The organism is Streptomyces sp. bgisy130 (assembly GCF_057708345.1).
The window spans coordinates 129,545-156,449 of the sequence record NZ_JBYISA010000009.1; the positions used below are offsets into that span (position 1 = coordinate 129,545).

General features: G+C 70.9%; 25 protein-coding genes and 2 tRNA genes. 15 read left to right on the plus strand and 12 right to left on the minus strand.

Features of this window, described 5'->3' with window-relative positions:
• Window positions 1-71: 71 nt before the first annotated feature.
• Together AC3EUV_RS15095 and AC3EUV_RS15100 are read left to right on the plus strand one after the other, a co-directional pair.
• Window positions 72-332, plus strand: coding sequence for a hypothetical protein (locus AC3EUV_RS15095; RefSeq protein WP_488187968.1), 261 nt, complete (start codon window positions 72-74; stop codon window positions 330-332).
• A gap of 25 nt (window positions 333-357) precedes the next feature.
• Window positions 358-903 (plus strand): class IV adenylate cyclase, encoded by a 546-nt coding sequence (locus AC3EUV_RS15100; RefSeq protein ID WP_435603116.1) that lies wholly within the window; start codon window positions 358-360, stop codon window positions 901-903.
• Window positions 904-1,012: 109 nt separating this feature from the next.
• On the opposite strand, the gene AC3EUV_RS15105 is transcribed toward AC3EUV_RS15100, so the two are convergent.
• Window positions 1,013-2,137 (minus strand): Gfo/Idh/MocA family oxidoreductase, encoded by a 1,125-nt coding sequence (locus tag AC3EUV_RS15105; RefSeq protein WP_435603117.1) that lies wholly within the window; start codon window positions 2,135-2,137, stop codon window positions 1,013-1,015.
• A 56-nt stretch (window positions 2,138-2,193) separates the two neighbouring features.
• Between AC3EUV_RS15105 and AC3EUV_RS15110 the strand changes: the two genes are divergently transcribed.
• The 6 genes from AC3EUV_RS15110 to AC3EUV_RS15135 all read left to right on the plus strand — a co-directional run bounded on the left by AC3EUV_RS15110 (window position 2,194) and on the right by AC3EUV_RS15135 (window position 7,453).
• Window positions 2,194-3,444, plus strand: coding sequence for an ROK family transcriptional regulator (locus tag AC3EUV_RS15110; RefSeq protein ID WP_435603118.1), 1,251 nt, complete (start codon window positions 2,194-2,196; stop codon window positions 3,442-3,444).
• Window positions 3,441-3,707: a hypothetical protein gene (locus tag AC3EUV_RS15115; RefSeq protein ID WP_432140831.1), complete on the plus strand. Its 267-nt coding sequence runs from the start codon at window positions 3,441-3,443 to the stop codon at window positions 3,705-3,707. The genes AC3EUV_RS15110 and AC3EUV_RS15115 overlap by 4 nt, the downstream gene beginning before the upstream one ends.
• Before the next feature lie 170 nt (window positions 3,708-3,877).
• The gene (locus tag AC3EUV_RS15120) at window positions 3,878-4,657 is read left to right on the plus strand and encodes an HAD-IIA family hydrolase (RefSeq protein WP_432140830.1); all 780 of its coding nucleotides are present in this window, start codon (window positions 3,878-3,880) and stop codon (window positions 4,655-4,657) included.
• A 138-nt stretch (window positions 4,658-4,795) separates the two neighbouring features.
• Window positions 4,796-5,224, plus strand: coding sequence for a hypothetical protein (locus AC3EUV_RS15125; RefSeq protein ID WP_432140829.1), 429 nt, complete (start codon window positions 4,796-4,798; stop codon window positions 5,222-5,224).
• Window positions 5,214-6,146, plus strand: coding sequence for a sortase domain-containing protein (locus AC3EUV_RS15130; protein ID WP_435603119.1), 933 nt, complete (start codon window positions 5,214-5,216; stop codon window positions 6,144-6,146). Before AC3EUV_RS15125 ends, AC3EUV_RS15130 begins: the two co-directional genes overlap by 11 nt.
• A 230-nt stretch (window positions 6,147-6,376) precedes the next feature.
• Entirely contained in the window at window positions 6,377-7,453 is a 1,077-nt protein-coding gene (locus tag AC3EUV_RS15135; protein WP_432140827.1) for a glycoside hydrolase family 6 protein, read from the plus strand.
• A 112-nt stretch (window positions 7,454-7,565) separates the two neighbouring features.
• On the opposite strand, the gene glxA is transcribed toward AC3EUV_RS15135, so the two are convergent.
• The 3 genes from glxA to AC3EUV_RS15150 form a co-directional block, all read right to left on the minus strand.
• On the minus strand, window positions 7,566-9,518 hold the full coding sequence (gene glxA / locus AC3EUV_RS15140; RefSeq protein ID WP_432140826.1) for a radical copper oxidase GlxA: 1,953 nt from the start codon (window positions 9,516-9,518) through the stop codon (window positions 7,566-7,568).
• Window positions 9,515-11,545, minus strand: coding sequence for a glycosyltransferase family 2 protein (locus tag AC3EUV_RS15145; RefSeq protein ID WP_435603120.1), 2,031 nt, complete (start codon window positions 11,543-11,545; stop codon window positions 9,515-9,517). The genes glxA and AC3EUV_RS15145 overlap by 4 nt, the downstream gene beginning before the upstream one ends.
• Before the next feature lie 1,063 nt (window positions 11,546-12,608).
• A tRNA-Lys gene (locus AC3EUV_RS15150) sits at window positions 12,609-12,682 on the minus strand.
• Between the two features lie 459 nt (window positions 12,683-13,141).
• On the opposite strand from AC3EUV_RS15150, the gene AC3EUV_RS15155 reads away from it, so the two are divergent.
• The 3 genes from AC3EUV_RS15155 (at window position 13,142) to AC3EUV_RS15165 (ending at window position 15,964) form a co-directional block, all read left to right on the plus strand.
• Window positions 13,142-13,561, plus strand: a complete 420-nt coding sequence (locus AC3EUV_RS15155; RefSeq protein WP_432140824.1) for an SsgA family sporulation/cell division regulator — start codon at window positions 13,142-13,144, stop codon at window positions 13,559-13,561.
• The gene (locus AC3EUV_RS15160) at window positions 13,561-15,117 is read left to right on the plus strand and encodes a hypothetical protein (RefSeq protein ID WP_435603121.1); all 1,557 of its coding nucleotides are present in this window, start codon (window positions 13,561-13,563) and stop codon (window positions 15,115-15,117) included. The genes AC3EUV_RS15155 and AC3EUV_RS15160 overlap by 1 nt, the downstream gene beginning before the upstream one ends.
• A gap of 253 nt (window positions 15,118-15,370) precedes the next feature.
• Entirely contained in the window at window positions 15,371-15,964 is a 594-nt protein-coding gene (locus AC3EUV_RS15165; protein ID WP_435603122.1) for a lytic polysaccharide monooxygenase auxiliary activity family 9 protein, read from the plus strand.
• Between the two features lie 140 nt (window positions 15,965-16,104).
• Here AC3EUV_RS15165 and AC3EUV_RS15170 read toward each other — a convergent pair.
• The 6 genes from AC3EUV_RS15170 to ehuB form a co-directional block, all read right to left on the minus strand.
• Window positions 16,105-16,178: transfer RNA gene (locus AC3EUV_RS15170), tRNA-Lys, on the minus strand.
• 105 nt (window positions 16,179-16,283) lie between these two features.
• Window positions 16,284-17,042, minus strand: coding sequence for an IclR family transcriptional regulator (locus AC3EUV_RS15175; protein WP_432140821.1), 759 nt, complete (start codon window positions 17,040-17,042; stop codon window positions 16,284-16,286).
• Window positions 17,043-17,359: 317 nt separating this feature from the next.
• Window positions 17,360-18,199, minus strand: a complete 840-nt coding sequence (gene ehuA, locus AC3EUV_RS15180; RefSeq protein WP_432140820.1) for an ectoine/hydroxyectoine ABC transporter ATP-binding protein EhuA — start codon at window positions 18,197-18,199, stop codon at window positions 17,360-17,362.
• On the minus strand, window positions 18,189-18,806 hold the full coding sequence (ehuD, locus tag AC3EUV_RS15185) for an ectoine/hydroxyectoine ABC transporter permease subunit EhuD (protein ID WP_388197116.1): 618 nt from the start codon (window positions 18,804-18,806) through the stop codon (window positions 18,189-18,191). The genes ehuA and ehuD overlap by 11 nt, the downstream gene beginning before the upstream one ends.
• A gap of 32 nt (window positions 18,807-18,838) precedes the next feature.
• Window positions 18,839-19,570, minus strand: coding sequence for an ectoine/hydroxyectoine ABC transporter permease subunit EhuC (ehuC, locus tag AC3EUV_RS15190; protein ID WP_432140819.1), 732 nt, complete (start codon window positions 19,568-19,570; stop codon window positions 18,839-18,841).
• The gene (ehuB, locus tag AC3EUV_RS15195; protein WP_432140818.1) at window positions 19,567-20,505 is read right to left on the minus strand and encodes an ectoine/hydroxyectoine ABC transporter substrate-binding protein EhuB; all 939 of its coding nucleotides are present in this window, start codon (window positions 20,503-20,505) and stop codon (window positions 19,567-19,569) included. The genes ehuC and ehuB overlap by 4 nt, the downstream gene beginning before the upstream one ends.
• A gap of 110 nt (window positions 20,506-20,615) precedes the next feature.
• On the opposite strand from ehuB, the gene AC3EUV_RS15200 reads away from it, so the two are divergent.
• A complete protein-coding gene (locus AC3EUV_RS15200; protein WP_432140817.1) occupies window positions 20,616-21,116 on the plus strand; it encodes a DUF3830 family protein in 501 nt (166 codons plus the stop codon).
• Here AC3EUV_RS15200 and AC3EUV_RS15205 read toward each other — a convergent pair.
• Together AC3EUV_RS15205 and AC3EUV_RS15210 are read right to left on the minus strand one after the other, a co-directional pair.
• Entirely contained in the window at window positions 21,097-22,521 is a 1,425-nt protein-coding gene (locus AC3EUV_RS15205; protein ID WP_432140816.1) for an amidase, read from the minus strand. The genes AC3EUV_RS15200 and AC3EUV_RS15205 overlap by 20 nt on opposite strands.
• 82 nt (window positions 22,522-22,603) lie before the next feature.
• The gene (locus AC3EUV_RS15210; protein ID WP_432140815.1) at window positions 22,604-23,569 is read right to left on the minus strand and encodes a D-2-hydroxyacid dehydrogenase; all 966 of its coding nucleotides are present in this window, start codon (window positions 23,567-23,569) and stop codon (window positions 22,604-22,606) included.
• Window positions 23,570-23,778: 209 nt separating this feature from the next.
• Here AC3EUV_RS15210 and AC3EUV_RS15215 point away from each other — a divergent pair, with 209 nt between their 5' ends.
• From AC3EUV_RS15215 to AC3EUV_RS15225, 3 genes are all read left to right on the plus strand, one after another.
• A complete protein-coding gene (locus AC3EUV_RS15215) occupies window positions 23,779-24,690 on the plus strand; it encodes a maleate cis-trans isomerase family protein (protein WP_435603123.1) in 912 nt (303 codons plus the stop codon).
• A gap of 140 nt (window positions 24,691-24,830) precedes the next feature.
• Window positions 24,831-25,556, plus strand: coding sequence for a maleate cis-trans isomerase family protein (locus AC3EUV_RS15220; RefSeq protein ID WP_432140813.1), 726 nt, complete (start codon window positions 24,831-24,833; stop codon window positions 25,554-25,556).
• A 142-nt stretch (window positions 25,557-25,698) separates the two neighbouring features.
• Complete coding sequence (locus tag AC3EUV_RS15225; RefSeq protein ID WP_435603124.1) at window positions 25,699-26,862, plus strand: LLM class flavin-dependent oxidoreductase; 1,164 nt, start codon at window positions 25,699-25,701, stop codon at window positions 26,860-26,862.
• The last annotated feature ends 43 nt before the right edge of the window (window positions 26,863-26,905 follow it).

Genomic DNA, 26,905 nt, shown 5'->3' on the forward strand with positions numbered 1-26,905 from the left:
GTAGCCCTCAGAACCTACCCACAGGCGGGCGTTCTGCGCCCCGCCCCCGCTTCCGCGTCAGGCGTCCTCAGATGCCACTCCAGGGCCTCGACCACCAGCGCATGGTCATCGAGGCCTGGGGCAGACCGGAGACCGCGACCAACAACGACACGGATTGCCATGAGGGCTACTACGGCGTTCGTCTCTACCGTGACCCGCGCGGGAGGTTCCACGTTGGCGTATGCATCCAGCGCATGGACCTGTGCCTACCGCTCGAAGAGTTCGTCGCCAGCAGCGTGGCCGGCGAGATCAGAAAGCTGCGCGAACGGGATTACCACGACCTGACCGCTTAGCCCCTCACGATCAACGAGGAGAGAGATGGCACAGCACGAATACGAGGCCAAGTTTCTGGGGATCGAGGTAGACGACCTGCGCGATCAGCTGAAGGCAGCCGGCGGGGAGCAGATCTTCCCCAGGACCATGTTCACCCGCCTGATCTTCGAGAACGACAGCGTGCAGGGGGAACAGTGGCTGCGACTGCGGGACGAGGGAGGCAAGACCACCCTCACGTTGAAGCAGGTCACAGACGCCACCCACATCAACGGCACCACGGAGATCGAAGTCGAGGTCAGCGACCTGGAGAAGACCGCTGAACTCCTCAAGGCTCTCGGCTTGCGCCAGGTGCGCTACCAGCAGAACTACCGGGAGGAGTGGCAGCTCGGCGACGTCACGTACGACCTGGATACGTGGCCCGACCTGCCCACCTTCCTGGAGGTTGAGGGTCCCTCGGAGCAGGCGGTGCGCGCAGCCGTGGCCGAACTCGGACTGGACTACAGCGAAGCCCGTTTCGGCAGCATCGACCTGATCTACAAGAGTGAACTGAACAGGGACATTCTCGCGGAGACCACCCTCCTGTTTGTGTGAACTTCCGCCCGTCCGCGCCCCCAACGGTTGGACCGCTGGGGGCTTTCGGGTCACGGGCGCCCCGGCCTGTGGGAGCGCTACGTATTCGCATATTTTTCGACAGCCGGGCTCATGCGCGTGCCTCGATCCGGACCGTATGGCCCTCGGCGGCGGAGCGCTTTGCGGCCTCCAGTACGCGCAGGGCGGCCGCGGCCTCGGTGGCCGTCACCGGCGGCTGTCCGCCCTCGCGGAGGGCTCGTTCGAGCGCGGCGTAGTATGCGGGGTAGTCGCCCGGCAGGGTCGGTACTCGCTCGCCGCCGCCGGTCTGTGGGGACGAGCCGGCGCCCAGGTGGCCCCAGCGGGACTCCGGCTCCACGCCCCACTCCACCCCGTCGGTGCCGGGCCGCAGGCCCTCGCGCAGGGCGGCCTCCTGTGGGTCCAGGCCGTGCTTCACATAGCCGGCCCGGCTGCCCAGGACCCGGAAGCGCGGGCCCAGCATGGCGGTTGTGGCGCTCACCCACAGATGGGAGCGGACGCCGTTCGCGTGGGTGAGGGCGAGGAAGGTGTCGTCGTCGGCCTCCGCGCCCGGGCGCCGGATGTCGGACTCGGCGTAGACCGAGACGACCGGGCCGAAGAGGGTCAGTGCCTGGTCGACGAGGTGGCTGCCGAGGTCGTAGAGCAGGCCGCCGAGTTCCGCCGGGTCGCCGGACTCGCGCCAGCCGCCCTTGGGCTGCGGGCGCCAGCGCTCGAAGCGGGACTCGAAGCGCTGGACGTCGCCGAGCGCGCCGTCCTCGATCAGCTTGCGGACGGTGCGGAAGTCGTTGTCCCAGCGGCGGTTCTGGAAGACGGAGAGCAGCAGGCCGCGGTCGTCGGCGAGCGCGGCGAGCCGCTCGGCCTCGGCGGCGGTCGCGGCCAGCGGCTTGTCGACGACCACCGGCAGACCGGCCTCCAACGTGGCGGTGGCGAGCGGCACATGGGTCTTGTTGGGCGACGCCAGCACGATCAGATCGAGGTCCGCGGCGCGGTCCAGCACCGCCTGGGGGGTGTCGACCGTACGGACCTGGGGGTGCTCGGCGCGGGCCTGCGTCTGCCGTTCCGGGTCGGAGGTCGAGACGAGGTCGAGCCGCAGGCCGTCGGTGGCCGCGATCAGGGGGGCGTGGAAGACCGAGCCGGCCAGGCCGTAGCCGATGAGGCCGACGCGGAGCGGGCCATGGGGGGCGGGGGTGCCGGTGGAGTCGCTCGTCTCGCTGCTCATGCGCTCCACTTAAGCAACGCTGTTGCCAAAGTGCAAGCGATGCGGACAATGGGTGGGTGAGCAGCGATGACATCGGCCGGGGGCGGGCCGGAGAGCGGGACGGCGGCGGCGCTCCGGGCGCCGCGGCGGCGGCCGGGCCTCCGCGCGCCACCCCCGGCACCCCGGCCACCCCCGGCACCCCGGCCGCCCCCGGCACCCCGGCCACCCCCGCCAATCCAGGCGCCAACCTCCCCGCCCTCCGTGGCCACAATGCCGCCCTCGTACTCGGGCTGCTCCGGGCGGCCGGTGGGCAGGGGCTCAGTCGGCTGGAGCTCGCCGCGGACACCGGGCTGACCCCGCAGGCCGTCAGCAAGATCACCGCGCGGCTGCGGGCCGAGGGGCTGGCCGTCGAGGCGGGGCGCCGCGCGTCCACGGGCGGGAAGCCCGCCACCGTCCTGCGGCTGGTGCCCGGCGCCCGGCACGCGGTCGGGCTGCACCTGGACCGTGATGAGCTGATCGCCGTACTCGCCGATCTCACCGGCGCCGCCGTCGCCGTACGCCGCGCCCCGCTCGCCTTCGAGGCGGGCGCCGGGCCGGTGCTCGACACCGCCGTACGGGAGGTCGCGGCGCTGCGCGCGGAGGCCGGCGGGCCGCCGGTGCTGGGCGCCGGGGTGGCCTGCCCGGGGCCGCTGGACCACGCCGCCGGGGTACTGCACCGGGTCACCGGCGCACCGCAGTGGGACGGCTTCCCGCTGCGGGACGCGCTCGCCGAACGCCTCGGTCTGCCCGTCGTCCTCGACAAGGACACCAACGCGGCCGCACTCGGCCTGGCCCAGGGGATGCCGGCCGGCGCCGGCTCGTTCGGGTATCTGCATCTGGGGACCGGTCTCGGCGCCGGGCTCGTCCTGGGCGGCAGCCTCTACCGCGGCCCGCGTACCGGCGCCGGGGAGTTCGGGCACCAGACCGTGCAGTGGGACGGGCCGCGCTGCGGCTGTGGACGGCGCGGCTGCATCGAGGCGCTGTGCCTGGCGGCGGTGGCCCGCGGCGATCTGCCGGGCGCGGCCGCGGTGTTGGGGGCGGGCGCCGCCAACCTCGTCGAGCTGCTGGACATCGACCGGGTGCTGCTCGGCGGGCGCACCGTACTGGAGAACCCCGACGGGTTCCGGGCGGGGGTGGCCGAGGCGCTCGGCGGCCAGGCACGGGCCCGTGGCAGGGCCGCGGTCCCGGTGGCGCTGGCCCGGGGCGGCGCGCGGGTGGTCGCGGACGGGGCGGCGGAGCTGGTGCTGGCGCCGCTGTTCGGGGCGCGGGGGGTCACCGTGGCGCGGTGAGGGGGCCGGGAGCCGTCCCGTCCGCCCGCCGCTGGCGCCCGGCCGGGGACGGGATCAAGGGGCTCTCCGCCCCCGTCCAGCGCCAGGTCTCCGCAGTGGGCGGCGGCTTCACCGCCCGCAAAGACATCAAGGCCACCGACCCCCACGCCGCCGAACTCGCCAAGATCATGAAGAACGTCGACATCTTCCACCCGGACTGGAACGACCTCGACAAGAACCTGGACTCCTATGTGGAGGCTTGGCGGGAGGCCACGGGGGGCTGAGCCGCCTGCCTGGCCAAGACCGGAGAGATCACCAGGGTCAGGGGTACGGGGGCTGACTTAGGGTGGGGGCGTCGGCCGTACGTACGACGCGTGGGTTGCCTCGTGTGGTCCACGGCGCGTGCGGGAGGCGGTCGGCGCCCCTGGTCATCACGCACGGCAGGAGTCCGGCAGTGGCAGAGCGCAAGCCGATCGAGTCATGGCTCACCGACATGGACGGCGTCCTGATGCACGAGGGCATTCCGGTTCCCGGGGCGGACGCCTTCATCAAGCGGCTGCGCGAATCGGGCAAACCCTTCCTCGTGCTGACCAACAACTCCATCTACACCCCGCGTGATCTGCACGCCCGGCTGAACCGCATCGGCCTGGACGTCCCATGGGAGTCGATCTGGACCTCCGCGCTGGCCACCGCCCAGTTCCTGGACGACCAGCGCCCCGGCGGCACCGCCTACGTCATCGGCGAGGCCGGCCTGACCACCGCCCTGCACGACATCGGCTACGTGCTGACCGACCACGCCCCGGATTACGTGGTCCTCGGAGAGACCCGCACCTACAGCTTCGAGGCCCTGACCAAGGCCATCCGGCTGATCAACGACGGGGCCCGGTTCATCGCCACCAACCCCGACGAGACCGGCCCCTCCCCGCAGGGCGCGCTGCCCGCGACCGGTTCGGTGGCCGCGCTGATCACCAAGGCGACGGGCATCGACCCGTACTTCGTCGGCAAGCCCAACCCGCTGATGATGCGGCACGGGCTGAACGTCATCGGCGCCCATTCCGAGACCTCCGCGATGATCGGCGACCGGATGGACACCGATGTGGTGGCCGGCCTGGAGGCGGGCATGGAGACCTTCCTCGTCCTGACCGGGCTCACCCGCCCCGAGGAAGTCGAACGGCACCCGTACCGGCCGTCCCGTGTGGTGGACTCGATCGCGGATCTCATCGACCTGGTGTGAGCGGGGTGGGTGGGGCGGCCTGGCTTGGTGTGATCGGGCCGGTGGCCCAGGCGCCCCACCCGAACGGCGCAGCCTCGGACCGCACCGGATGCGGCCGGGCGCGCGGGGGCGGACCTTCGGAGGTATCGGAGGTTCACCATGCGCTCACGGCAACTTGCTCTCTGTGCCGCGGTCGCGGCGTGCGCGGTGACAACGGCGCCGGCGGCCGCGTACGGCGCGGACGATCGCGCCACTGGAACCGCAACGGTCCAGGTCACCCCCGCCTCCCGCGGCGCGGACACCTCGCGGGCCACCAGCGGCACCGCCGCGCCGGCCACCGTCCGCTCCGGCTGGGTGCCAGGCACCTATCCGGCCTCTCCCGCCCCCCGAGCCGCCAACACCACCAACGCCACCAACGCCGCCAACGCCGCCAAGGAAGCCAAAGCCACCTCGAACCGTGAGCTGAGCAGTACCTCGGCCGTGGGCCTGGTGCTGGCCGGTGGCGCCATCCTGGTCATCGCGGGGCAGCTGCTCCGGCTCCGGCTGAGACTGCGCCGCGAGCGGCGGGGCGACGCCGATGAGCGCTGACGAGGACGGGCGGTCGAGCGCGGTCGGGGTGACGGCCAGATCCGGCGTATTCGGCCCGGACGGCAATGGGGACGGCAACGGGGACGGCACCAGGGACGGCAACGGGGACGGCACGAGGGCCGTGGCGGCCGCGCCCAGAGGGCCTGGCGCCTCCCGCGCGTCCGGCACCCATGGCACTCACGGCACCCGTAAGGCGCTCAACGCAACCGCCCACCGCCCCGCCCGCCTGATGGGCGGTGTGGCCTGGGCGGTGTTGCTGTTGGGGCTGTGGTTGTGGGGCCGTGATCTGGCGGACGAGGTGGCCGCGCAGCTCGCCACGACCGGTGATGTGGCCGCCGCAGGCCGCCCGTTGGGCCGGCAGGCGCCTCCGCATGCGCACGCCCCGGTACCTGCCGCGACCACCGCACGGCCCGTCCGGATCACCCTCCACGCGCTCGGCGTACGGGAGGCCGGAATCACTGGAAGCGGCCTCGACGGGGACGGCCTCCTCACCCCGCCCCCGTACACCTCACCGCAGCCCGTCGGCTGGTACGCCGGGGGGCCGCGGCCGGGCGAGGCGGGCGCGGCGCTGCTCGTGGCCCGGGCGGACGCCCTCCGCGGCCCCGGCGCCCCACGGGCCGGTTTCCACCGCCTGTCCCAACTCAAGCCGGGGGAGCGGATGGACGTCCAGCGCGCCGACGGCAGCACCGCTAGCTTCACCATCGAGGACGTCCAGCTCTACGACCGCCACCGCTTCGACCCGCGCCGGGCCTACGCCGCCCACGACCGCGGCCGCTCCGAACTCCGCCTGATCACCGAGGACAACAGCCCCGCCGACGCCTCCGGCCGGCCGGACGGCGGCGAGACGGCTCACGTGATCGTGGTGGTCTCCGCCTACCTGACGTCCTACCAGGAGCCCCCGCACACCCCCGGCGGCGACTGAGCCGCCCCGAAGGGGGCGCGGGGAACTGCGCGACCAGCCACAACGAAGCCGCAACCGCAAGACGGCACCTCTCGGCAGCACCTCCGGGCACCTCCCGGCACCTGCCGCGACGCACCCGCTGCGCGGCTCGTCCACAGGCCGACCCGGGCAACTCGGGGTGTGCCACGATGGATGCGGCCGGTGGTCCCCTGCCGACCGTGTTCCGTGTTCGTGCTCCGAGGGGGGAGTGGATGTACGGCAATCTGCGACGGATGGCCGGGGCCGGTTCGCCGGGCGGGTCCCGCGACGGCCGGCCGCGCTCCGCGCATGCCGGTGCGGCACCGCCGAGGGCGGTGGTGGGGGCGCTGGCGCTGCTGCTGCTCGCCGGCTGCTCCGACGGCGGCAGTGACGGCAGCGTGCCGGACAGACCCGGCCAACGCCCCAAGTCCGTCGCCCCGTTCTGGGTCAACCCGGACAGCAAGGCGGCCCGTCAGGTGGCCGCGTACGGCAAGGACGGCAAGTCCGGCGACGCCCGCCTGGTCAACAAGATCGCGACGCAGCCGGTCGCCGAATGGATAGGCGTCGACGACCCGCAGGGCGAGGCCCGCGGCTTCACCGAGGCGGCCGCGAAGGCCGACCGTGAGGCGCTGCTGGTGCTCTACAACATCCCGCACCGCGACTGCGGCAGCTACTCCAAGGGCGGCGCCGCCGACGGCAACGCGTACCGCGCCTGGCTGGACGGGGTGCTCAAGGGCATCGGCAACCGCGCCACCACCGTGATCCTGGAGCCCGACGCGCTGCCGCACATCGAGGACAAGTGCACCCCGCAGCAGTTCCACGAGGAGCGCTACGCCCTGCTGACGGAGGCGGTCGGCAAGCTCAAGGCGCTGCCGCGCACCAAGGTCTATCTGGACGCCGGCAACCCCCACTGGATCAAGGACCCGGGCCGGATGGTCGAGCCGCTCAAGCGGGCCGGCATCGACCGTGCCGACGGCTTCGCGCTCAACATCTCCAACTACCAGACCACCGCGGAGAACACGAAGTACGGCAAGAAGCTGTCCGCCATGGTCGGCGGCAAGCGCTTCGTCATCGACACCAGCCGCAACGGCAACGGCCCGGCCCCCGGCGGCGACGACCCGGAAAACTGGTGCAACCCACCCGGCCGCGCCCTGGGCTCGCCACCCACCACCAAGACCGGCGACCCCCAGATAGCCGCCTACCTGTGGATCAAACGCCCCGGCGAGTCGGACGGCACCTGCAAGGGCGGCCCCAAGGCGGGCACCTGGTGGCCCAAGTACGCCCTCGGCCTGGCCCACGGCGCGAAGTAACCACCTCCCGCTCCCTGCCGTGACGGCGACCACCCGGCCGCCGTCACGGCGCCCCCAACGGCGACGGCCCGGCGGAATACGGAATCCACCGGGCCACCGCGCGGAGGGGGGCTTACTGCCGCTCGGGCGCGACCTTCACCCACACCGCCTTCGACGGAGTCCCCTCCCCGTCCACCGCGTTGAGCATGTACCACCCGGGCGGCACCAGCGAGGGATCCTTCGGCAGGGTGACCGTGACACCCTTCCCGTCCTTCGTCGCCGTGAAGTCCAGCGCGATGGAGCGCTGTTCGATGTTGGTGACATGGGTGAACGAGCCCGGGCGCATCAGCCGCATCTTCTTGATGCCGGCGGCATGCTCGGCACCGTAGGTCGCGCGCCCGCCCAGCGAGAGCGTCTTCGTCGGCCCGCCCGTCAGCTTCGGGCGCGACTTCCCGTAGAGGTACGGCGGGGTGTAGACGTCGATCTGCTGCTGGAAGACGCCCGGCTTGGTGTTGTCCTTGTCGGCGAAGAGGGAGTCCGAGCCGAAGGTCATCACCCGGCCGTCGGGCAGCAGCAGCGCACCGGAGTGGTAGTTGCGGCCCACCAGCGGATCGGCCACGTTCCGGGCGGTGTTGGCCGCCGGGTCGTACAGCTCCGCCTTCAGCACGTTGGAGTCGCCGCGCCCGCGGTAGTCACCGGAGCCGTTCGTGGTCAGCACGGTGTCGTCCGGCAGGATCACGCTGCTGGGGTAGCGCGCCTTCGCGTACAGCGGCGGGCCGTCCTTGAAGCGCGGCGAGGGGGCGTGCAGATCCACGATCCGGGTCTTGGCCGTGGCCTTCGGGTCCTCGCCGACCCCGCCCCCGCCCAGCACCATGTACCGCTGTTCCTGGGCCGGCGGCAGCAGCACCGACATCGAGGTCTCCAGGATGTTCGGGTCGCTCATCCCGGGCACGAACTGGAACTTGTTGGTCTTCAGGTCCCAGATGCCGGGCTTGCGGCCGATGTTGTCGGGGCCGTAGCCGGCGTTGGAACCGGTGTAGAAGATCCGGCCCTGGTCGGTGAGGAAGAGCGCCGGGTAGGTCGGGAAGAAGCGCTGCTTGGGCAGATAGCGCCACTTCTTCGTCTTCGGGTCGTAGATCTCCTGCTTGCCGGGGACCACCTGCCCGATCTCGTCCAGCCCGGAGACGGACAGGACCTTGCCGTCCTGAAGCGTGGTGAGCGTCGGGTACCAGCGGGCCTCGTTCATCGGGTCGACGGGCACATAGCGCTCGGCCACCGGGTCGAACTCGAAGCTGTCCTTGATCCCCTGGAAGTCCTTCTTGTCGAAGGACAGCTTCTGCGCGATGCCGTAGAAGTTACGGGCGTCCGCGCCGGTCAGACCGTGGATGCGGTAGTTGTCCTGGGTGCCCGTGGAGTGCGACGGGCCGTCCTTGAGGGCCTCGACATAGACCCTGGCCTCGCTGTGCACGACGGTGACCTTGCCGGTCGCCCGGTCGGTGACCTTCTTCGCCCGGGGCACCACGACCGGGTCCTTGGCGGCGAAGGTCTTGCCGTTCTTCTTGCCGGTGAAGAGCGTGCCGGCCGGGAACGTCTTCGGGCCGTCCGGGTTCTCGTTGTAGATGATCATGAGGCCGCCGGCCTTCTTCACATCGCCGTTCAGCTTCTCGTAGCGCTGGGTGCCGCCGGCCACCAGCAGCTTCCCGTCCGGGAGCTGGGTGTGCCCGGAGCAGAAGAGGTCCTTGGGGGTGGGGATGTTCTTGTAGGTGTTCTTCTCCGGATCCCACAGGACCGTACGGAACGACTTGGCCTTGAAATTCGCCGCGTTGTTGCCGGATCCCGCGACCAGCAGCACCTTTCCGGTGTGCAGCAGGGCCGCGTGGATGGTGTTGATGCGGTACTTCCGCGGGACGTCGAGGACATCCCAGTGGCCGTTCGCCGCCTTGTACTCCGGCTTGTTGATCACGTACTGGTGGTACTGCTCCGAGGCGAAGCCATAGAGAGCCGGCCCGTTCATCCCGGCCAGCGCGAGCACCACCGCCGTTGCTATCGCCACTCTGCGGGTGCGACGGCTCGGACGGTACTTCATGTGTGACGTCCCCCAAGGGCGATCTGCATGGTCTGTTCAGAGGTGGCGGCCGGGTTGGCGGCAGGGCCGGCGGCCGGAGCGGCGCCTTGGTCAGCGGCCGTCGTGGACGAACCCTCGCCGTCGGCAGTCGCGGACGAGCCCCCGTCGTCGGCCGTGGCGGAAGAGCCCTCGCCGCCGGCCGCCGTGGCCGGACCGCCGCCGGCCGCGGCATCGGAGCCGCTGCCGCCCGAGCTCCCCTTCCGCTTCTCGTCCCGTACGGTCCGCCGCCAGGCGAAGATCGGTGCGGCAGTGATCAGCATCGCGAGGACGGCCCAGATGACCATCGCCGGATGGGTGTGCCCCAGCACGAACGAGGCGATCAGCGAGCCGCCGAAGACGAGCAGGAAGAACAGATGCACCCGGAAGGTCCCGAACAGCGTGTCCGGGCTGGACGAGTCGCCCTTCGGCGTGACCACGAACTTGCTCTTGCGGCGCAGCGCCGCATCGAACAGCGACCGGGCGTAGATCGGCGCGGACAGCGCGGACATCACCATGCCGGCGACACCGCCGGAGCCCTCCGGCTCGTGGGGGGAGACATTGTGCCGCCGGTTCCAGATGTACAGGCCGATCTGGAGCGCCGAGGCGTTGCCGTACAGCATCATCCACACCGTCGGATCGATCTCCACACCCGAGGCGCCCAGACCCAGGAACAGCGCACAACTCAGCGCCGCCAGAATCCAGTTCAGCGCCGACATCGGGTAGAAGATCACCATCATGGTGTAGTTGACCAGCCGGCCGAACGGCAGGGTGAACGGCGCCTTCCAGAACTGCTTGAGGATCGTCTCGTACGTCCCGCGGGACCAGCGCAGCTGCTGGGTGAAGAAGTCCGTCCAGGCCGTGGGCCCCTCGCCGACCGCGAGCACATCCGGGGTGTAGACCGAGCGCCACTTCTTCCCGGTCTGCGGATTGCGGTGCCGGTGGATCTCGAACCCGGTCGCCATGTCCTCGGTGATCGAGTCGTACAGCCCGCCGATCTGCTTGAGCGCGCTGATGCGTACGGCGTTGGAGGTGCCGACGAACATCGGCGCGCCGTAGCGGTTGCCGGCCCGCTGGATCAGCGCGTGGAAGAGGAACTGCTGGGACTCGGCGGCCTTGGTGACGAAGGTGTCGTAATTGCCGTACACCTGGGGGCCGATGACGAAGCCCACGTCCGGGTCGCGGAAGAAGCCCAGCATCCGCTCCAGGTAGTTGGGCAGCGGGACATGGTCGGTGTCGACGGAGGCGAAGTAGTCGTAGTCGTCGCCGTGCGCCGCCAGCCAGGCGTTGTAGTTGCCGTGCTTGGTCTTGGCGCGGTGCGGCCCCTTGGCCTGGTTCCACTCCGGGATGCCCTTACGGGAGAAGTGGTGCACGCCCAGGCGCCGGCAGACCTCCTTGACCTCGGGGTCGTCGCCCTCGTCCAGCAGCCATATGTGCAGCAGCCCGCGGTGACGTATCTTGACCGCCGCCTCCAGCGTCTTCGTCACCATGGCCAGGGGCTCCTTGCCCGGCACGAAGGAGGTGAGGAAGGCGACGCGGGTGCCGCTCTCGGGTATGACGGGTATGGGGTCGCGGGCGACGAGGGTGGCGTGCGCGTTGGACAGCACGTTCATGCACCGGAAGAACTCGATCAGCCCGATCGCGACGAGCATGACGCCGTCCAGCACCGGCAGGAACTCGTAGGCGGGGTAGTCGCGTTCGGTCCAGTGGTTCGGCTGCATCAGCCAGATCAGCAGCCCGAACGAGAGCAGCGGCGCGGCGCCGAGCAGCAGGGCCGCCCGGATACGGTGCGGCTCGTCGGCGAGCAGCGAGCGATAGCGGACCTTGTACGGCTTGTCCGGGTCGGGCTGGGTGAGCGGCCCGGCGAGTCTGCTGTAGTGCTCGTAGTCGTAGCGCGGCAGCGGCTTGCGCTGGGTGCGCCGCGGCCGGTGCTGACGGGGCACCCGCAGGCGCGCGGTGGCGGACGAATCGTACGAGTGCTGCGGCCGGGCACCCTCAGGTGGCGACGTCATGAGTCCATCCCCCCGCACGCAACTGGCTGCGTGCCGTGTGCTGATAGCCCGATTTCCCGGTCCCCACGACCGACTCGGGCTCACTGGTCTCGGCCGTCCGTGCCTGCGACGGTGACGGCCATGTTCCGGTGGTGTGAGGAACGCCCCGCAATCCTGCCAAGCAGTGGGGTCCCCGCGTTCACATCACGCCAACCGGCGTATCCCTTTCTTCCCGCTCCTGGGAACCCCGCCGCATTTCGACCGAGTTCCCAGGTCAGAGTGCCGAACAGCCCTCCTGATTGCAAGACTGAGCACCAGGTAAGGGGCCCGGGAGAGGCAATATCCGGACGCCAAAAGGCGTCGCGCGCATCGCTTTGACCTGGAACGACACCTCATTTCAGGCTTGTTGGCGGTGTCGGAGGCGATAGCTGGAATAACACGCTCCGTGAGCACAGAGTTACCCCCGCCCGGCAAAGGAAACGCCCCTCGTTCGCAAAGTCCGTCAGCAACTGGCAATGCAATAAGGAGAGTCGGCGGATTCGGACGCGCGAAACGCGACGATTTGCACATGGCGGCGGCGCGGGCGAACGGGCGGACCGGAACCCTTGAGGTCATGCGTACGATTTGGAACAGTTTCTGAAGGAATTCACCGGCAAATGGGAGATGGGTAGATCCGCAACGGATTCGGCCCGAACCGCCGAATCCACGTAAGTGACTTGCGAGTACCGCGAATTGGCTGAACGTCAGGCCCGGCGGCCGGGGGTCGGCGCAGCCCTCTCGACATCGCCACCGGTCGGTGACACCGTTTTCGGCTCTCGGTGGTGGGCCTGCTCGGTCCCGCTCGCGGCGGTTCGGACACCAGATGGCGCGGATTCCGGATGACGTGGGATCGGGTGGTGCGCGAGCGGACGGCCCGGGAGCGCCCCGAAGAGCCGCCACCTCGCACAAGCGTTCCCGCCCGCTCACGGTGCGCGATCTTGCGCCGCCCGCGGGGCGGGGCCGGGGCGCCTGCCCCGCTCCGCCCCACCGCATTGGCGGACAAACGACTGAGGCCCCTCGCATGGCGAGGGGCCTCAGTGTGTCGTGCGCCGCCAGGGACTCGAACCCCGGACCCGCTGATTAAGAGTCAGCTGCTCTAACCAACTGAGCTAGCGGCGCGTGCTGACCTGAAGAACTTTACACGAACTCGGAGGGTGCTCCGTACCCGCGCCCGCCCCGCTCACGCGCTCGGCCCATGTGATCCCCGCCACTCGTGACGACTCCCCGCCCGCCCTTCTCGGCCTGGAAGGGATATCCACCCACATGGGACAAAAGCCACCTGATCTTGGAATCTTCGCTCGCCGACCGCCCGAAAAATTCAACAAAGTGACGCTTCGCCCTTTCCCTTCCCGTTGCCCACCAGTTGCCCCATCAACATGCGGTATCTCCAGCCGGTTGAGAGGCTGAGGCGAGCGTCGGGAGGCAAGAACTGAACATTGTCCAGAGGGTGCCGGCCATGGCGTCCGTCACTCCTCTTGCGCCTGCCGCAACCCCACCCCCCACAGCAACGTCTGCCAGGACGCGCAGCCCCGGACCGGGTCCCCGGGACTCGCCCCTCCGTCGGAAAGGTTGATCGTCGTGGTGTCGACAGCCAAGCGCACCCTTGAGATGCGGCTCCTCCTCGGGCCGGACGAAACAGTTCCGGTGGCCGGCCGGTTCAGCTACCGCAGTGACCGCCCGTACGAGGTCGAGGTCGCCTTCATCAGCCGCGGCCAGACGGTCGCCACCTGGCTGTTCGCCCGCGAGCTCCTGCTGGCCGGGCTGCATGACGAGGCCGGGGAGGGGGACGTACGGGTGTGGTCCTTCCGCCGGCCGGGCGAATCGCGCCGCGTACATATCGAGCTGTCCACCGACGACAGCGTCTGCGAGCTGTCGGTGCGCGCGACGGAGCTGACCGCCTGGCTGGAGCAGACCGCGGCGATCGTGCCGCCCGGCCACGAGGGTGGCTACCTCGACATGGACGCCCACTTGGCCCGGCTGTTCGCTGGGAAGTGCTGATGGGGGACACGGCAATCACGAAGACGACCACGGCCGGGCCGGTCACGGCGGCCGGACCGGTGACGACGACGGGCCCGGCGACGGTGACGACGGCCGCGACCGGCGCGCCCGGCTCCTGCCGCCCGGCCCACGCGGCAGCCCTCCCCATGGCGGGCCCCGGAGTATCGCCCGCCACCACGGAGCCCGCCCCCGGTATACCGCCCGCCGCCCGCAGACCGTCCACCGACGGCATACCCTCCGGCCCCGGCATACCGTCCGGCCCCGGCATACCCTCCGCCGCCGGCACCCCGTCCGGCCCAGGCGCCGCACCCCACCCCGGCCACCCGTCCGCCACCGCAGCGACCCCCGCCACCCCCACCTCCGCGCTGCTGCCGCCCCCACGCCGCGCCGCGGGCCCGGCCCGGGCGGAGGGGGCCGCGCAGCCGGCCGGCCGGGAGGGCAGGGGGCAGTCGGCCGCCGCCCGGCCGGGGCGTGCCGACGGGGAGCCGGACGGGTCCGCCGACGCCGCCACGACCGCCCCGCACGACCCCTGTGCGCACGGCTTTCTGCCCGAGCGGCCGCCCGTCCGTTCCCTGATCGGCACCTGGACCCGGCTGGACGCCATGGCCCGCGCGGCCGCGGTCGCGCCCGACCGGGAGGCCGCCGTCGCGCTCGTCGAACGGGCGCACCGCGCCGAGGAGTTGGCCGCTCTCCGGCAGCGCGTCTCCCGGCTCTCGCTGCGCAACGCGGAGGCTGCCGCCATGCGGATCGCGGTCATCGCGGTGTCCTGTGGCTGGTGCGGGATCGACCCCCAGGCGCCGGCCGCACGGGAGGTCGCCGACGAGGCGTTCCTCGACCTCTGGGCGGCCATCGCGCACCGGATCGGCCATGATCAGTTCGTTGCGCTGCCCACCCTGGCGCTCCACAACTGGGCCCCGGAACGCAAGCCCCGCCGCCATATCCCCATCGACCAACTGGCCCGCACCGAAACGCTCGTACCGATCGTCCGCTGGGCCCCGGAAGGCCAACCGCTGAGCCGGCTGGACCGGTTGATGCTGGCCGCGACCCGCCTGGAGGCACACGGGATCTGGCTCTTCCGGCTCGCCGAGACCCTGGCGGGCCGGTCGCCCGACGACTCCTCCACCCCGACGGCGCTGCGCCGGCTGGTCCGGGTCCAGCACGCGCTGCGCGCCCAGCTCCTCGCCGAGGCGGCGGAGCTGTCGGCCGCGCCGGCCACCCCGCAGCAGCGCGCGGTGCTCGGCGCGCTGGCCGGACAGGGTGCCCTGGAGCCACCGGTGCTCCAGGCGGCCGACGCGGTGCTGGGCATCGGCGCCCGGCGTCTGCGGGAGGGCCGGCGGCAGTTGCTGCGCCGCCATCTCCCGGCGCAGCACCGTGCCTGGCTCAGCGCGATGGACCGGCACTGCGCCCCGGTGCGTACCCTCGCCCACCGCGGCGGCCCCGACGCCGCTGTCTACCGCGAGGCCCAGGAGTCCCTGATCGCCCTCCGCCGCACCTATACGGCCCTGGTGCAGGCCGCGGCCCGCCCCACGGAGGCTCCGCTCACGAGGGCGGCCTGACCCGAAGCGCCCTCCCGCCCGCGCCGCCGCCCCCGTGCCGTCCGCCAAAACGGCCGCCCCCGGTGCGGCCGTCACCCCTGCCCTGGGCCCCGCCCTGGGGTTCGCCCCCACCCCTGCCCTGAGCCCGGACATTGGTCCGGACCTTGGTATGGACATGCCGACAGGCCCCCGCTTAACCTGCTCTCTGGTCTAGACCGCACTGCCTCTCCCTCTCGGCTCATGGAACTCCCCCCACGTTCTTCAGGAGCGAAGCATGCGCAAAAAGATCAGTGCTGCCGTGATCGGCCTCGGCATCCTCGGTGTCTCCCTCCTCTCGACGGGCAGCGCCGCCGGCCACGGCTACAGCGACGCACCCCCGAGCCGCCAGGCGCTCTGCGCCAACGGCACCGTCAGGGACTGCGGCGCGATCCAGTACGAACCGCAGAGCGTGGAGGCCCCCAAGGGCTTCCCGGCCGCCGGTCCCGCGGACGGCAAGATCTGCTCCGGCGGCCATGAGAACTTCGCCGAACTCGACGATCCGCGCGGCGGCGGCTGGCCCGGCACCAAGCTCTCCCCGGGGCAGGGCTACACCTTCACCTGGCGGCTGATGGCACGTCATGCCACCACGGACTTCCAGTACTTCATCACCAAGGACGGCTACGACCCCGGCAAGCCGCTCACCCGCGCCGATCTCGAACCCGAGCCGTTCATGACGGTCCCCATGGGCGGCGCGCAGCCGGACGCGACCGTCCAGCACCAGGGCACCGTCCCCACCCGGAAATCCGGCCGCCACCTCATCCTCGGCGTCTGGAACATCGCCGACACCGGCAACGCCTTCTACGCCTGCTCGGACGTCGACCTCTCCTGACACAGCCGGCGGGCGGTCCCGGAAGGGCCCGGCGGCCGCCGCACCGGTGACCCTGTCCGCATCCCCGGAGACCGCGATCCGCATCCCCGGACACAACGAAGTGGGCGTTTCCGGATAACCGGAAACGCCCACTCGATACGTGCGCCGCCAGGGACTCGAACCCCGGACCCGCTGATTAAGAGTCAGCTGCTCTAACCAACTGAGCTAGCGGCGCGCGCTGACGAAAGAAATACTACCTGGTCGAGAGGGGTGCTCAGGACCATGGCCGCGGAGCGGTGCCCTCCGGAAGCGCCGGCCGTACGGCGCGGCCCGTGCCCGCTCAGATCGCCAGGGACAGCAGGACCGGGGCGGCCTGGCGGTTGAGGGTGTCGGCCGCCCGGCGCAGCCGGTGCGCGTGTTCGAGCGGCATGGACAGCGCGAGGCAGCCCACCGTCGCACCGGCGGTGATCGGGACCGCCGCGCAGACCGTGCCCACGGCGTACTCCTGGAGATCGAGGACGGGGACCGTGGGCGGCTGGCTGTCGAGCTTGTGGAACAGCACCTTCTCGTTGGTGATCGTCCGCGAGGTGAGCCGGGCGGTCTTGTGGCGGGAGAGGTGGTCCTTGCGGCCGTCGTGGTCGAGCTGCGCGAGCAGGCACTTGCCGACCGCGCTGGCGTGCGCCGTGCGGTGGAATTCGGCCCACTCGTTGACCTTGGGCGCCAGCGGTCCGTCGGCGTAGTGGAGGATCTTCACCTCGCCGTCGATGTACCGGCTGATGTAGACCGCCGCGCCGACCGAGTCGCGCAGCTGGTCGAGGGTGAGCTGGAGCTTGTCGCGCAGCGCCTGATCGCGGTCGCCGCCCGATCCGAGGAGCAGGAGCGATTCGCCGATGACATACGCGCCGTCGGTGACCTGCTCGACATAGCCCTCGCGCCGGAGCATCGCCAGCATGGGGCCGAGCTGGCCCGGGGACAGCCCCGTCCCGCGGGCGATCTGCGCATCGGTCACGCCCTCGGCGTGCCTGGAGACCGTTTCGAGCACGCGAAGGGCGTACTGCACCGAATGGAACGGCGCGGTCGGCTCGGGCTTCAGCGCCACGGTGTCCCCCTAGCAGGTTGTTACCGCTTGCGTCGTGACCGCCGTCGGTGGTCACGGCCGGGGCTGGCGCGGCCGCTCCCGGGCAACGGGGCTTCCCTCACGATAGCGGCCAACGGCCCTCGGGGGAGAGGGTCTTGACCGAAAAGAAGCGCGCCCCGGTCAGCTGTACTGGGGCGCGCGACCTTGGCATATGCCAAGGTCACAGTGCCGGGCCCGCAGGGGCGGTACGCCGTGCGGTCGCCGGTCCCGGGAAGAGAAGGGGTGGCGGGCCCCCGGCGAGGGCCCGCCACCCGAACTCACTGCCTGCCGTATGCCGTTCAGAGCACCGCGCTCAGGAACTCCCGGGTGCGCTCGTGCTCCGGATCCGTGAAGATCTTCTCCGGGGAGCCGGACTCGATGACCCGCCCGGCGTCGAACATCAGGACGTCATCGGAGATGTCCCGGGCGAAGTTCATCTCATGGGTGACGCAGAGCATGGTGATGTCCGTGGTGTGCGCGATGTCCCGCAGGACGTCGAGCACCCCGGCCACCAGCTCGGGGTCGAGCGCCGAGGTCACCTCGTCCAGCAGCAGCACCTGCGGGCGCATCGCCAGCGCGCGGGCGATGGCGACCCGCTGCTGCTGGCCGCCGGAGAGCTGGGTCGGGTACTTGTCGAGGTGCTCGGTCAGGCCCACCAGGTCGAGCAGCTCGCGGGCCCGCTCCTCGGCGGCGTCCTTCTCCATCCCCAGGACGTGCACCGGCGCCTCGGTGATGTTCCGCAGCACCTTCATGTTGGGGAAGAGGTTGAACTGCTGGAACACCATGCCGATGTTCTTGCGCACCTCGCGGATGTGCTTCTCCCCGGCCGGTACGAGCTTGCCGCCCTTCTCCTCGTGCGTCAGATACTGACCGCCGACCTTGATGGTGCCCTCGTCGGGCTTCAGCAGCGTCATCAGCAGCCGCAGAATCGTGGTCTTGCCGGAGCCGGACGGGCCGATGAGGGTGACGTGCTTGCCCGAGGAGACGGTGAAGTCCAGGGAATCCAGGACGGTGTTGGTCCCGAACCGCTTGGTGACATGGTCGAAGCGGATCAGCTCGGCGCCTCCACCGGACTCCGTCCGGGAGGTGCCGTCCGCCGAATCGGTCGTTTCTTTCGAGGGGGTGCTGTCAGCGGACAAGACGACGCTCCAGGGCTCGCAGGAGGAGAGAAGTGGGGTAGGAGATGACCACGAAGAGGATGCCGACGACGGTGATCGGCTCCAGGTAGTCGAAGGTGGTCGCGCTGATGCTGTTCGCCTGGAACAGCATGTCGGCCACGGTGATACCGGCCAGCAGCGGCGTGTCCTTGAACATCGCGATGACGTAGTTGCCGAGCGCGGGCACCACCCGGCGGAACGCCTGCGGCAGGATCACCGCGATCCAGGTACGCCGGCGCGGCAGGTTCAGCGCCGTGGCGGCCTCCCACTGGCCGGGCGGCACACCGTCGATACCGGCGCGGTAGACCTCGGAGGTGTACGTCGAGTAGTGCAGGCCCAGGCCGATGACGCCGGTGGTCAGCGGCGCGAAGGTGAGCCCCCAGCTGGGCAGCACGAAGAACAGGAAGAACAGCTGCACCAGCAGCGGGGTGTTGCGGACGAACTCGACGAAGACGCTGACCGGCCAGGTCACCCAGCGGCTCCGCGAGCGCAGGGCCATCGCCCACACCAGCCCGAGCGCGAAGGACACCAGCGAGCCGTAGAACGTCGCCTGGATGGTGATCCACAGCCCTTTGAGGATCTCGGGCATGATCTCCCCGATGTAGCTCCATGACCAGTTGTTCACGGCTTTCCTCCGGTGGCCAGTGCCTCGGGGCCCTGCTTCTCGACGGGAATCTTGCGGGAGAACCAGCCCTCACCCTTGGGTACCGACCGGCCGACCGAGGCCTTGGCGCGGCGCTCCAGCACCCGCATGATCCGGGTCATCACGAACGCGACCGCGAAGTACAGGACGAGGATGATTCCGTAGATCTCGGCGCTCTGACCGGTCGACAGCCGGGCCAGCTTGGCCTGGAAGGTGAGTTCGCCGATGGACAGCAGCGACGCCAGCGCGGTGCCCTTGAGCAGCTCGATCAGCAGGTTGTTGAACGGCGGCATCATCTCGGGGATGGCCTGCGGCAGGATCACCTTTTGCAGCCGCTGCCAGGGCGAGAAGCTCAGCGCGATGGCCGCCTCCCGCTGGGCGGGGGCCACCGCCTGGAGCGCGCCGCGGACGACCTCGGAGCCGTACGCGCCGTACGACAGCCCCAGCGCCAGGGTGCCCGCCCAGATGCCGACCAGCTGCCAGCCCAGCAGCGGCAGCGCGAAGAACAGCCAGAACATCAGGACCAGTGCCGACGTGCCGCGGAAGAACTCCACGTAGACACCCGACAGGAAGCGCACGATCCAGAACCGCGAGGTGCGTGACAGGCCGACGCCGAAGGCGACGACAGCGGCCAGCGCGGCGCTGTAGACCATCAGCTGGATCGTGATCCACAGACCTTCGAAGAAAAGTCCCCACAGTGCTCCGGTCACTTTTTACAGAGCTCCTTCGCCGTGAGGTCGGTCATGAACTCCTCGGTGAAGCCGTACGGCTTGGCGATACGCAGGAGTTCGCCGCTCTTCTTCATCTTCTGCAGCTCGTTGTTGAAGGCGTCGCGGAGCTTGGTCTCGCCGAGCCGGAAGCCGTAGCCGCCGCCGTCCCGCTGCGGCTTCCCGTCGACCTCCGGCGTGAACGGCCGGGTCATCTCCACCTTGGGGTGCCCGCCGGTCTTCAGCGCCTCGATCATGGTCAGCGCGGTGCCGGCGAAGACGTCGATACGGCCCGCTTCCAGGGCCTCCATCCCGGCGATCTGGTCACCGTACGTCTGGATGTCGTCCTTCTTGACGCCATTGCCGACCGCGTAGTCGATCTCCGCATAGCCGATACCGGAACCCATCCGGTATTTCCCCTTGGCGATGTCCGCATAGGAATGGATCTTGTCCGGGTTTCCCTTCCGTACGAGGAAGGCGTCCTTGCTCTCGTAATCCGGGTCGGAGAAGAGGACGGCCGCACACCGGTCCTTGTTGATGAACATTCCCGCGACGATCACGTCGTACTGGAAGGAATGCAGACCGGGCACCAGCGCACCGAATTCGACCGGCACCGGCTCGAAATTCTTGATCCCCAGCCGCCGGAAGATCGTCTTGGCGACGGCCGGGGCCTCGCCGGTCAGCTCGCCCTTGCTGTTGATCGAGGCATAGGGCGGTTCGCTGGCGATTCCCATGCGAACGGTGCCCTTTTTCCGCAGATCCTCGAGGAGATGTCCGCCGCCGGTCGCGCCCGAGACATCGACCTGGGAGCAGCCCGTGACCGTTCCCACCGCACCCGCTGCGCCGAGCGCCGCTACCCCCGCGAGCAGCGAGCGGCGGCGGATGCCGCTTGCCAATTTTCTCTTGATCATTTTGGTGTTCTCCTGTGGTGGAGCCATGGGCGCGCGGCTACCCGAACGCCTCACACATATGCCGATCGTTTCCAGCCCTTGATGGAACTGCCTCGGACTTGTTCCGTACGCCGGTATTGCCCACCTACGATCGGGGCATGACCGATCGCTTCATCGAAGTCTCCCTGGACAAGCGCGGCGTGAGCTGCACGGCCAAGTTGCTCGACGACCGCGCGCCGATCACCTGCAATGCCGTATGGGACGCCCTCCCGCTCGGCGGCGACGTCTACCACGCCAAGTACGCCCGCAATGAGATCTACGCGCTGCTGGAGCCGTTCGCTCCCGAGGAGCCGCCGCTGGAGAATCCGACGATCACCCCGATCCCCGGCGACCTGTGCTACTTCACCTTCACCGACACCCAACTCGGCACCAAGTCCTACGGTTACGAGAGCCAGGCCGCGCACCAGGGCCGCGCCACCGTCGTCGATCTCGCGCTGTTCTACGAGCGCAACAATCTACTGATCAACGGTGACGCGGGCTGGGTGCCGGGCATCGTGTGGGGAAGTGTCGTCAACGGTCTGGACCGGATGGCCGATGCCTGCCAGGACCTGTGGCGGGCCGGCGCCCTGGGCGAGACCCTCAGCTTCCGGCGGGCCTAGGCGGCGCGGGGATCTCCGTGGCACCCGCCTCGTAGAGGGCATGCGCGGCGCGCAGCACCAGCGCGTCCGCGTGCCGCGCGCCGACCAGCTGGACACCGATCGGCAGCCCGTCCGCGTCCACCCCGCAGGGCAGCGACGCGGCCGGCTGCTGGGTGAGGTTGAAGGGGTAGGTGAACGGCGTCCAGCCCGTCCAGCGGGTGTGCGCCGAGCCGGGCGGGACCTCGGTGCCCGCCGCGAAGGCGGTGATCGGCTCGGTCGGTGTCACCAGCAGGTCGTAGGCGCTGTGGAAGCGGCCCATGGCCTGACCGAGCGCCATCCGGGTATCGACCGCGGCCAGATAGTCCAGCGCGCTGTAGCGGGCGCCCTGCTCGCAGATCTCCCGCAGGCCCGGGTCGAGCAGCTCCCGGTCCGCGTCGTCCAGATGCTGCACCACCCGGGCCGCGCCGCTGAACCACAGCGTGTGGAAGGCCGCCACCGGGTCGCCGATGCCGGGGTCGATCTCCTCGACGACCGCGCCGAGCCCGGCCAGCGTGTCGACGGCCGACCGGACCGCCGCGGCGACCTCCGGCGCCACCGGCACGTCCCAGCCGAGCGACGGGCTGAACGCCACCCGCAGCCCGGAGACCGGACCGGTCAGCGCCTCCCGGAACGAGCCGGCGGCCGGACCGAGCTGGGACCAGTCCCGCCAGTCCGCCCCGCAGATCACCTCCATCATCAGCGCCGCGTCCGCCGCGTCCCGGGTCATCGGCCCGACATGCGCCAGGGTCCCGAAGGGGCTCGCCGGATAGAGCGGCACCCGCCCGTAGGTCGCCTTGAGCGCGAAGATCCCGCAGAACGACGCCGGGATCCGCACCGAGCCACCGCCGTCCGTGCCCAGGCTCAGCGGGCCCGCGCCCAGTGCCACCGCCGCCGCGCTGCCGCCGCTGGAGCCGCCCGCGGTGCGCGCCGGGTCGTACGGATTGCCCGTCACCCCGTGCCGCGGACTGTCGGTGACGCCCTTCCAGCCGAACTCCGGGGTGGTGGTCTTGCCGACGAACACCGCCCCGGACTCCCGCAGCCGGGCGACCGACGGGGCGTCCTCCGGCCACGGGCCCTCGGCCCGCACCGTGCGCGACCCGCGCAGCGTCGGGGTGCCCCGGGTGAGGATCAGGTCCTTGACGGTGACCGGCACCCCGTCCACCGGCCCGGCCGGCTCCTTGGCCCGCCAGCGCTCCGCCGACTCCTTGGCGCCGGACAGCGCCTCGTCCGCGTCGATCCGGGTGAAGCAGTTCGTCGCGGCCTGCGCGGCCTCGGCGCGTTCCAGCACCGCGCGGACTGCCTCGACGGGGGAGAACTCGCCGGCCGCGTACCCGGCCGTGAGCCGGGTGGCGCTGAGGTCGGCGAGGTGGGTCGGTTCGGTGGTCATGCGTCCTCCGAGCGTTGGCCGCCCCGGGAGGGACGGCGGCGGGGGAGCGCGGCTGCCGGGACGGGGCCCGGCGGCCGGCCCGTCACTTCACCGGCACGTACCCGAGCCGCTTGTCGACGAGGTTGTCCAGCGGCTCGCCCGCCGACCACCGATCGAAGTTGTCCTGGAACTGCTCGGCGAGGGCGTCCCGCCAGCCCAGGGTGTCGCCGCTCATGTGGGGCGAGACGATCAGATGCGGGACGTCCCACAGGGGGCTGTCCGGGGTGAGCGGCTCCTCCTCGAAGACGTCCAGTGCCGCGGCCGCGATCCGCCATTCGCGCAGCGCCGCGATCAGCGCGTCCTCGACCACCAGCGGCCCGCGTCCGACGTTGATGAACCGGGCCCGCGGTGGCATCCGGGCGAACGCCGCCGTGCCGAACAGGCCCCGGGTGTCCTCGGTCAGGGGCGCCGCGCAGATCACCCAATCCGCCTGGGGCAGCAGGCCGTTCAGCGCGTCACTCGCGTGGACGAGGCCGAAGTGCGGATCGTCCGGGCGCTCCCGGCGGCCGACCAGATCGACCTTGACACCCAGTGCCAGGAGGGTGCTGCCGATGGCCCGGCCGATCGGCCCGGAGCCCACCACGACGGCCCGGCTGCCGGCCAGCCGCAGGGTCTCCCGGTGCTGCCAGCGCCGCTGCCGCTGGAGCTCCCAACTTCCGTAGAAGTCCTTGGCCATGGCGATCACGAGCCCGGCGACGTACTCTGCGATCGGCTGCTCGAAGACCCCGCGGGCGTTGGTCACCAGGGTGTCGTCGGCGACCAGGGCCGGGCACAGGAGCTGATCCACACCCGCGCTCGCGGTGTGCACCCAGCCGGGCCTGGGGCCCTTCTCCGGCCAGGCTCTGCGGATCGCATCGGATGTGAAGTCCCAGGCCAACAGCACGTCGGCGGTGGGCAGTCGGTCGGCGAGCGAGTCCTCATCGGTGAAGATCACCCGGGCCCGGCCGGCGAGCCGGTCCAGCTTCGGCGGCGGGTCGGATCCGAGGACGAGGACGGTGCGTTCGGACATAGGCCAGAAACCGTTCTGAAACGTGAGCCCCTTTCACTGAAAGAGGGGCGCCGACAGATGCCTGAGATGCGAGGATTGACCACGCTAGGAAGTCGTATCTACGGTGTCAACAACGGCTCTGTTCCGACGTCCCGGCTTGCTCCGGTTGCACCTCATCCTCCGGCCACTGGCCTGGCCATTCCAGCCCTTCGTTTCTTCTAGGGGCCTTCATGGACGTCTCTTTTCTGGGTGGCCCACAGCCGCAGCTCGGCGTGGGTGTCGTCGCTCCCTTCGACTTCGCGCTCGACCGAGAGCTCTGGCGCTGGGTGCCCGACGACGTGTCCCTCCACCTCACCCGCACCCCTTTTGTGCCCGTCGAGGTCAGCCTCGACCTGGCCCGAATGGTGAGTGAGCACGAAACGCTGGACGCCGCTGTCCAGGCTCTGTGTGCGATATCTCCGCAGGTCATCTCCTATGCCTGCACCTCCGGCAGCTTTGTCGGGGGTGTGGCGGGGGAGCGGGCCATGTGTGCCGCCATGGTCCAGGCGGGGGAGGTTCCCTCCCTCACCACCTCGGGCGCACTGATCGAAGCGCTGCGCGAGATCGGCGCGCGGCGCATCGCCGTGGTCACGCCCTACACGAAATCGGTCACCGACTCCCTGGAGGACTATCTCGGTGAGGCCGGCATCACGGTCACCGGCCGGGCCTACCTCGGGCTGACCCGGCACATCTGGAAGGTGCCGTACCGCGATGTCGTCGACATGGCCCGCGCGGCCGTCGTCGGCGCCACCGATGCCCTCTTCATCAGCTGTACGAACCTGCCGACGTACGACGTCATCCCGCAGCTGGAGGCCGAGCTGCGGATGCCGGTGCTGTCCGCCAACCAGGTCACGATGTGGGCCGCGCTGCGGGCCATCGGGGTCCAGGCGGTGGGCCCGTACCAGGCGCTGCTCGACCCGGTGGCGCGGCGCGGTCCGGCCGCGATGACCGGATCGGCGGGCGGACCCGCGGAAGGTGTGCCGGGGCCCACCCCCGAGGCGGCCTTCGCCGGACCCCCCGCCCCACCGGAGGGGGAGCCCCTCGACGGCCTTGATCCGCCGCCATATCCGCCCGATGACACGGGTGGTCTGCCCCCGGTTTGAGGCCGGTCCGAACCCGACCTCCACCCCGGATGCTGCCGGCGTCGTCCCGCTCGCCGGCAGCACTCCTTCCCCGCGTCACCGCATCACCGGTGAGCGCACCCACGAACACCCCCGCAGGCGTACACGCAAGGGAGAACTGCATGGCATCGGTCGGCTTCCTCTATCCCGGCCACTCCGCGGAGGACGACTACCCCCGGCTGGAAGCGCTCCTGGGCGGCTCGGTCCGTCTGCCGCTCGTCCACACCGACATCGGCGAGGACGCCCACCGCGTCGACGCCCTGCTGGAGATGGGCTCCGCCGGGCGGCTGGCGGCCGGCGTCGACGAGCTCAAGGAGCGCGGCGCCGAGGCCGTCGTCTGGGCCTGCACGAGCGCCAGCTTCGTCTTCGGCTGGGAGGGCGCGCGCGTTCAGGTCAGGGAGCTGTCCGCCACCGCCGGCCTGCCCGCCTCCAGTACGTCGTTCGCCTTCGCCCATGCCGTCCAGGCGCTCGGCGCCCGGCGGGTCGCGATCGCCGCCACCTACCCCGACGACGTGGCCGAGCGCTTCCACGCCTTCCTGAAGTCCGCCGGGGCGGAGGTCGTCTCGACCCGCGGCAGCGGCATCATCACCGCCGCCGAGGTCGGCACCTGGGGCGTCGAGGAGGTGCTGGCGCTCGCCCGGGCGGGTGACCATCCGGACGCCGAGGTGGTGCTGCTGCCCGACACGGCGCTGCACACCGCCGAACATCTGCCGGCCCTCGAAGCGGAGCTGCGCAAGCCGGTGCTCACCGCCAATCAGGTGACGGCCTGGGAGGGGCTCCGGCTGCTCGACCGGACGCTCAACTGTCCGGCGCTCGGCACCCTCTTCTCGCGGACCGCGCACTCCTAGGAGGCGCCCGGGGCCCCGGAAGACGGAAGCCCGGCGGCCCCCGCCGACCGTGGTGCGGCGCCGGGTATCTGACCCGGGAATAAGTGGAGAGCCTCTCCGGTTGTCCTCCTCGCAGACCACCGACGCGAGGAGGACCCGCACCGTGAGCGGCGAAGACGAGGAGATCCGGGCCGGCGGCGAGACGGCCGGCGACGGGATACGGGGCACCGCCCGGGGCACCGCACCCGTCCCGCTGTCAGTGCTCGACCTGGTGACGGTCGGGGCCGGCAGCACCGCCTCCCGCGCGGTGCGCACGGCCGTCGACATCGCCCGTACGGCCGAACGCCGTGGCTTCCACCGCTACTGGGTCGCCGAGCACCACTCCATGCCCGGCGTCGCCTCGTCCTCGTTCGCCGTGCTGCTCGCCCACCTCGCCGCCCACACCGAGCGCATCCGCCTCGGCTCCGGCGGCGTCATGCTGCCCAACCACGCCCCGCTGGTGATCGCCGAGCAGTTCGGCACCCTGGAGGCGATGGCCCCCGGCCGGATCGACCTGGGCCTGGGCCGCGCGCCCGGCACCGACGGAGCCACCGCCGCCGCACTCCGCAGGACCGAGAGCCTGCACGAGGGGGCATTGGGGTCTCCCCTGCTCGAGCGAAGCCGAGAGCTTGGGGACGAATTCCCGCAGCAGCTCGCCGAGTTGACCCGCTTCCTCGACGACTCCTTCCCCGACGGCCACCCGTACGCCAAGATCCACGCCGTCCCCGGCCCGGTCCAGGCCACCTCACCGGGCGGGGTCCAGGACCCGCACCGCCCGCCCCTGTGGCTGCTGGGCTCCTCCGGCTTCAGCGCCCGGCTGGCCGGCACCCTCGGTCTGCCGTTCGCCTTCGCGCACCACTTCTCCGCGGCCAACACCCTCCCCGCGCTGGACCTCTACCGCGCCTCCTTCCGCCCCTCCGAGGCGCTGGCGGAGCCGTACGCCCTGATCGGGGTCGCGGCGCTGGCCGCCGAGGCCGAGCAGGAGGCCCGCCGCCAGGTCATGACCGGCGCACTGTCCATGGTCCGGCTGCGCACCGGCCGCCCCGGTCTCGTCCCGAGCCCGGAGGAGGCCGCGGCGTACCGCTTCAACGAGTTGGAGCGGGGCTTCGTCGACAGCTGGCTCGGCAATGTCATCCACGGCACCCCGGACGCCGTCCGCCAGGGCCTGGACGATCTCGCCAAGCGCACCGGCGCCGACGAGCTGATGATCACCGCCAACGCGCACGGCGGCGCGGCCCGGCTGCGCTCGTACGAGCTGATCGCGGAAGCGTACGGCCTGCCGGGGTAGGGCGCGTTTCCGGTGGCGGAACGGGGGTCCGCCCGCACCGGCG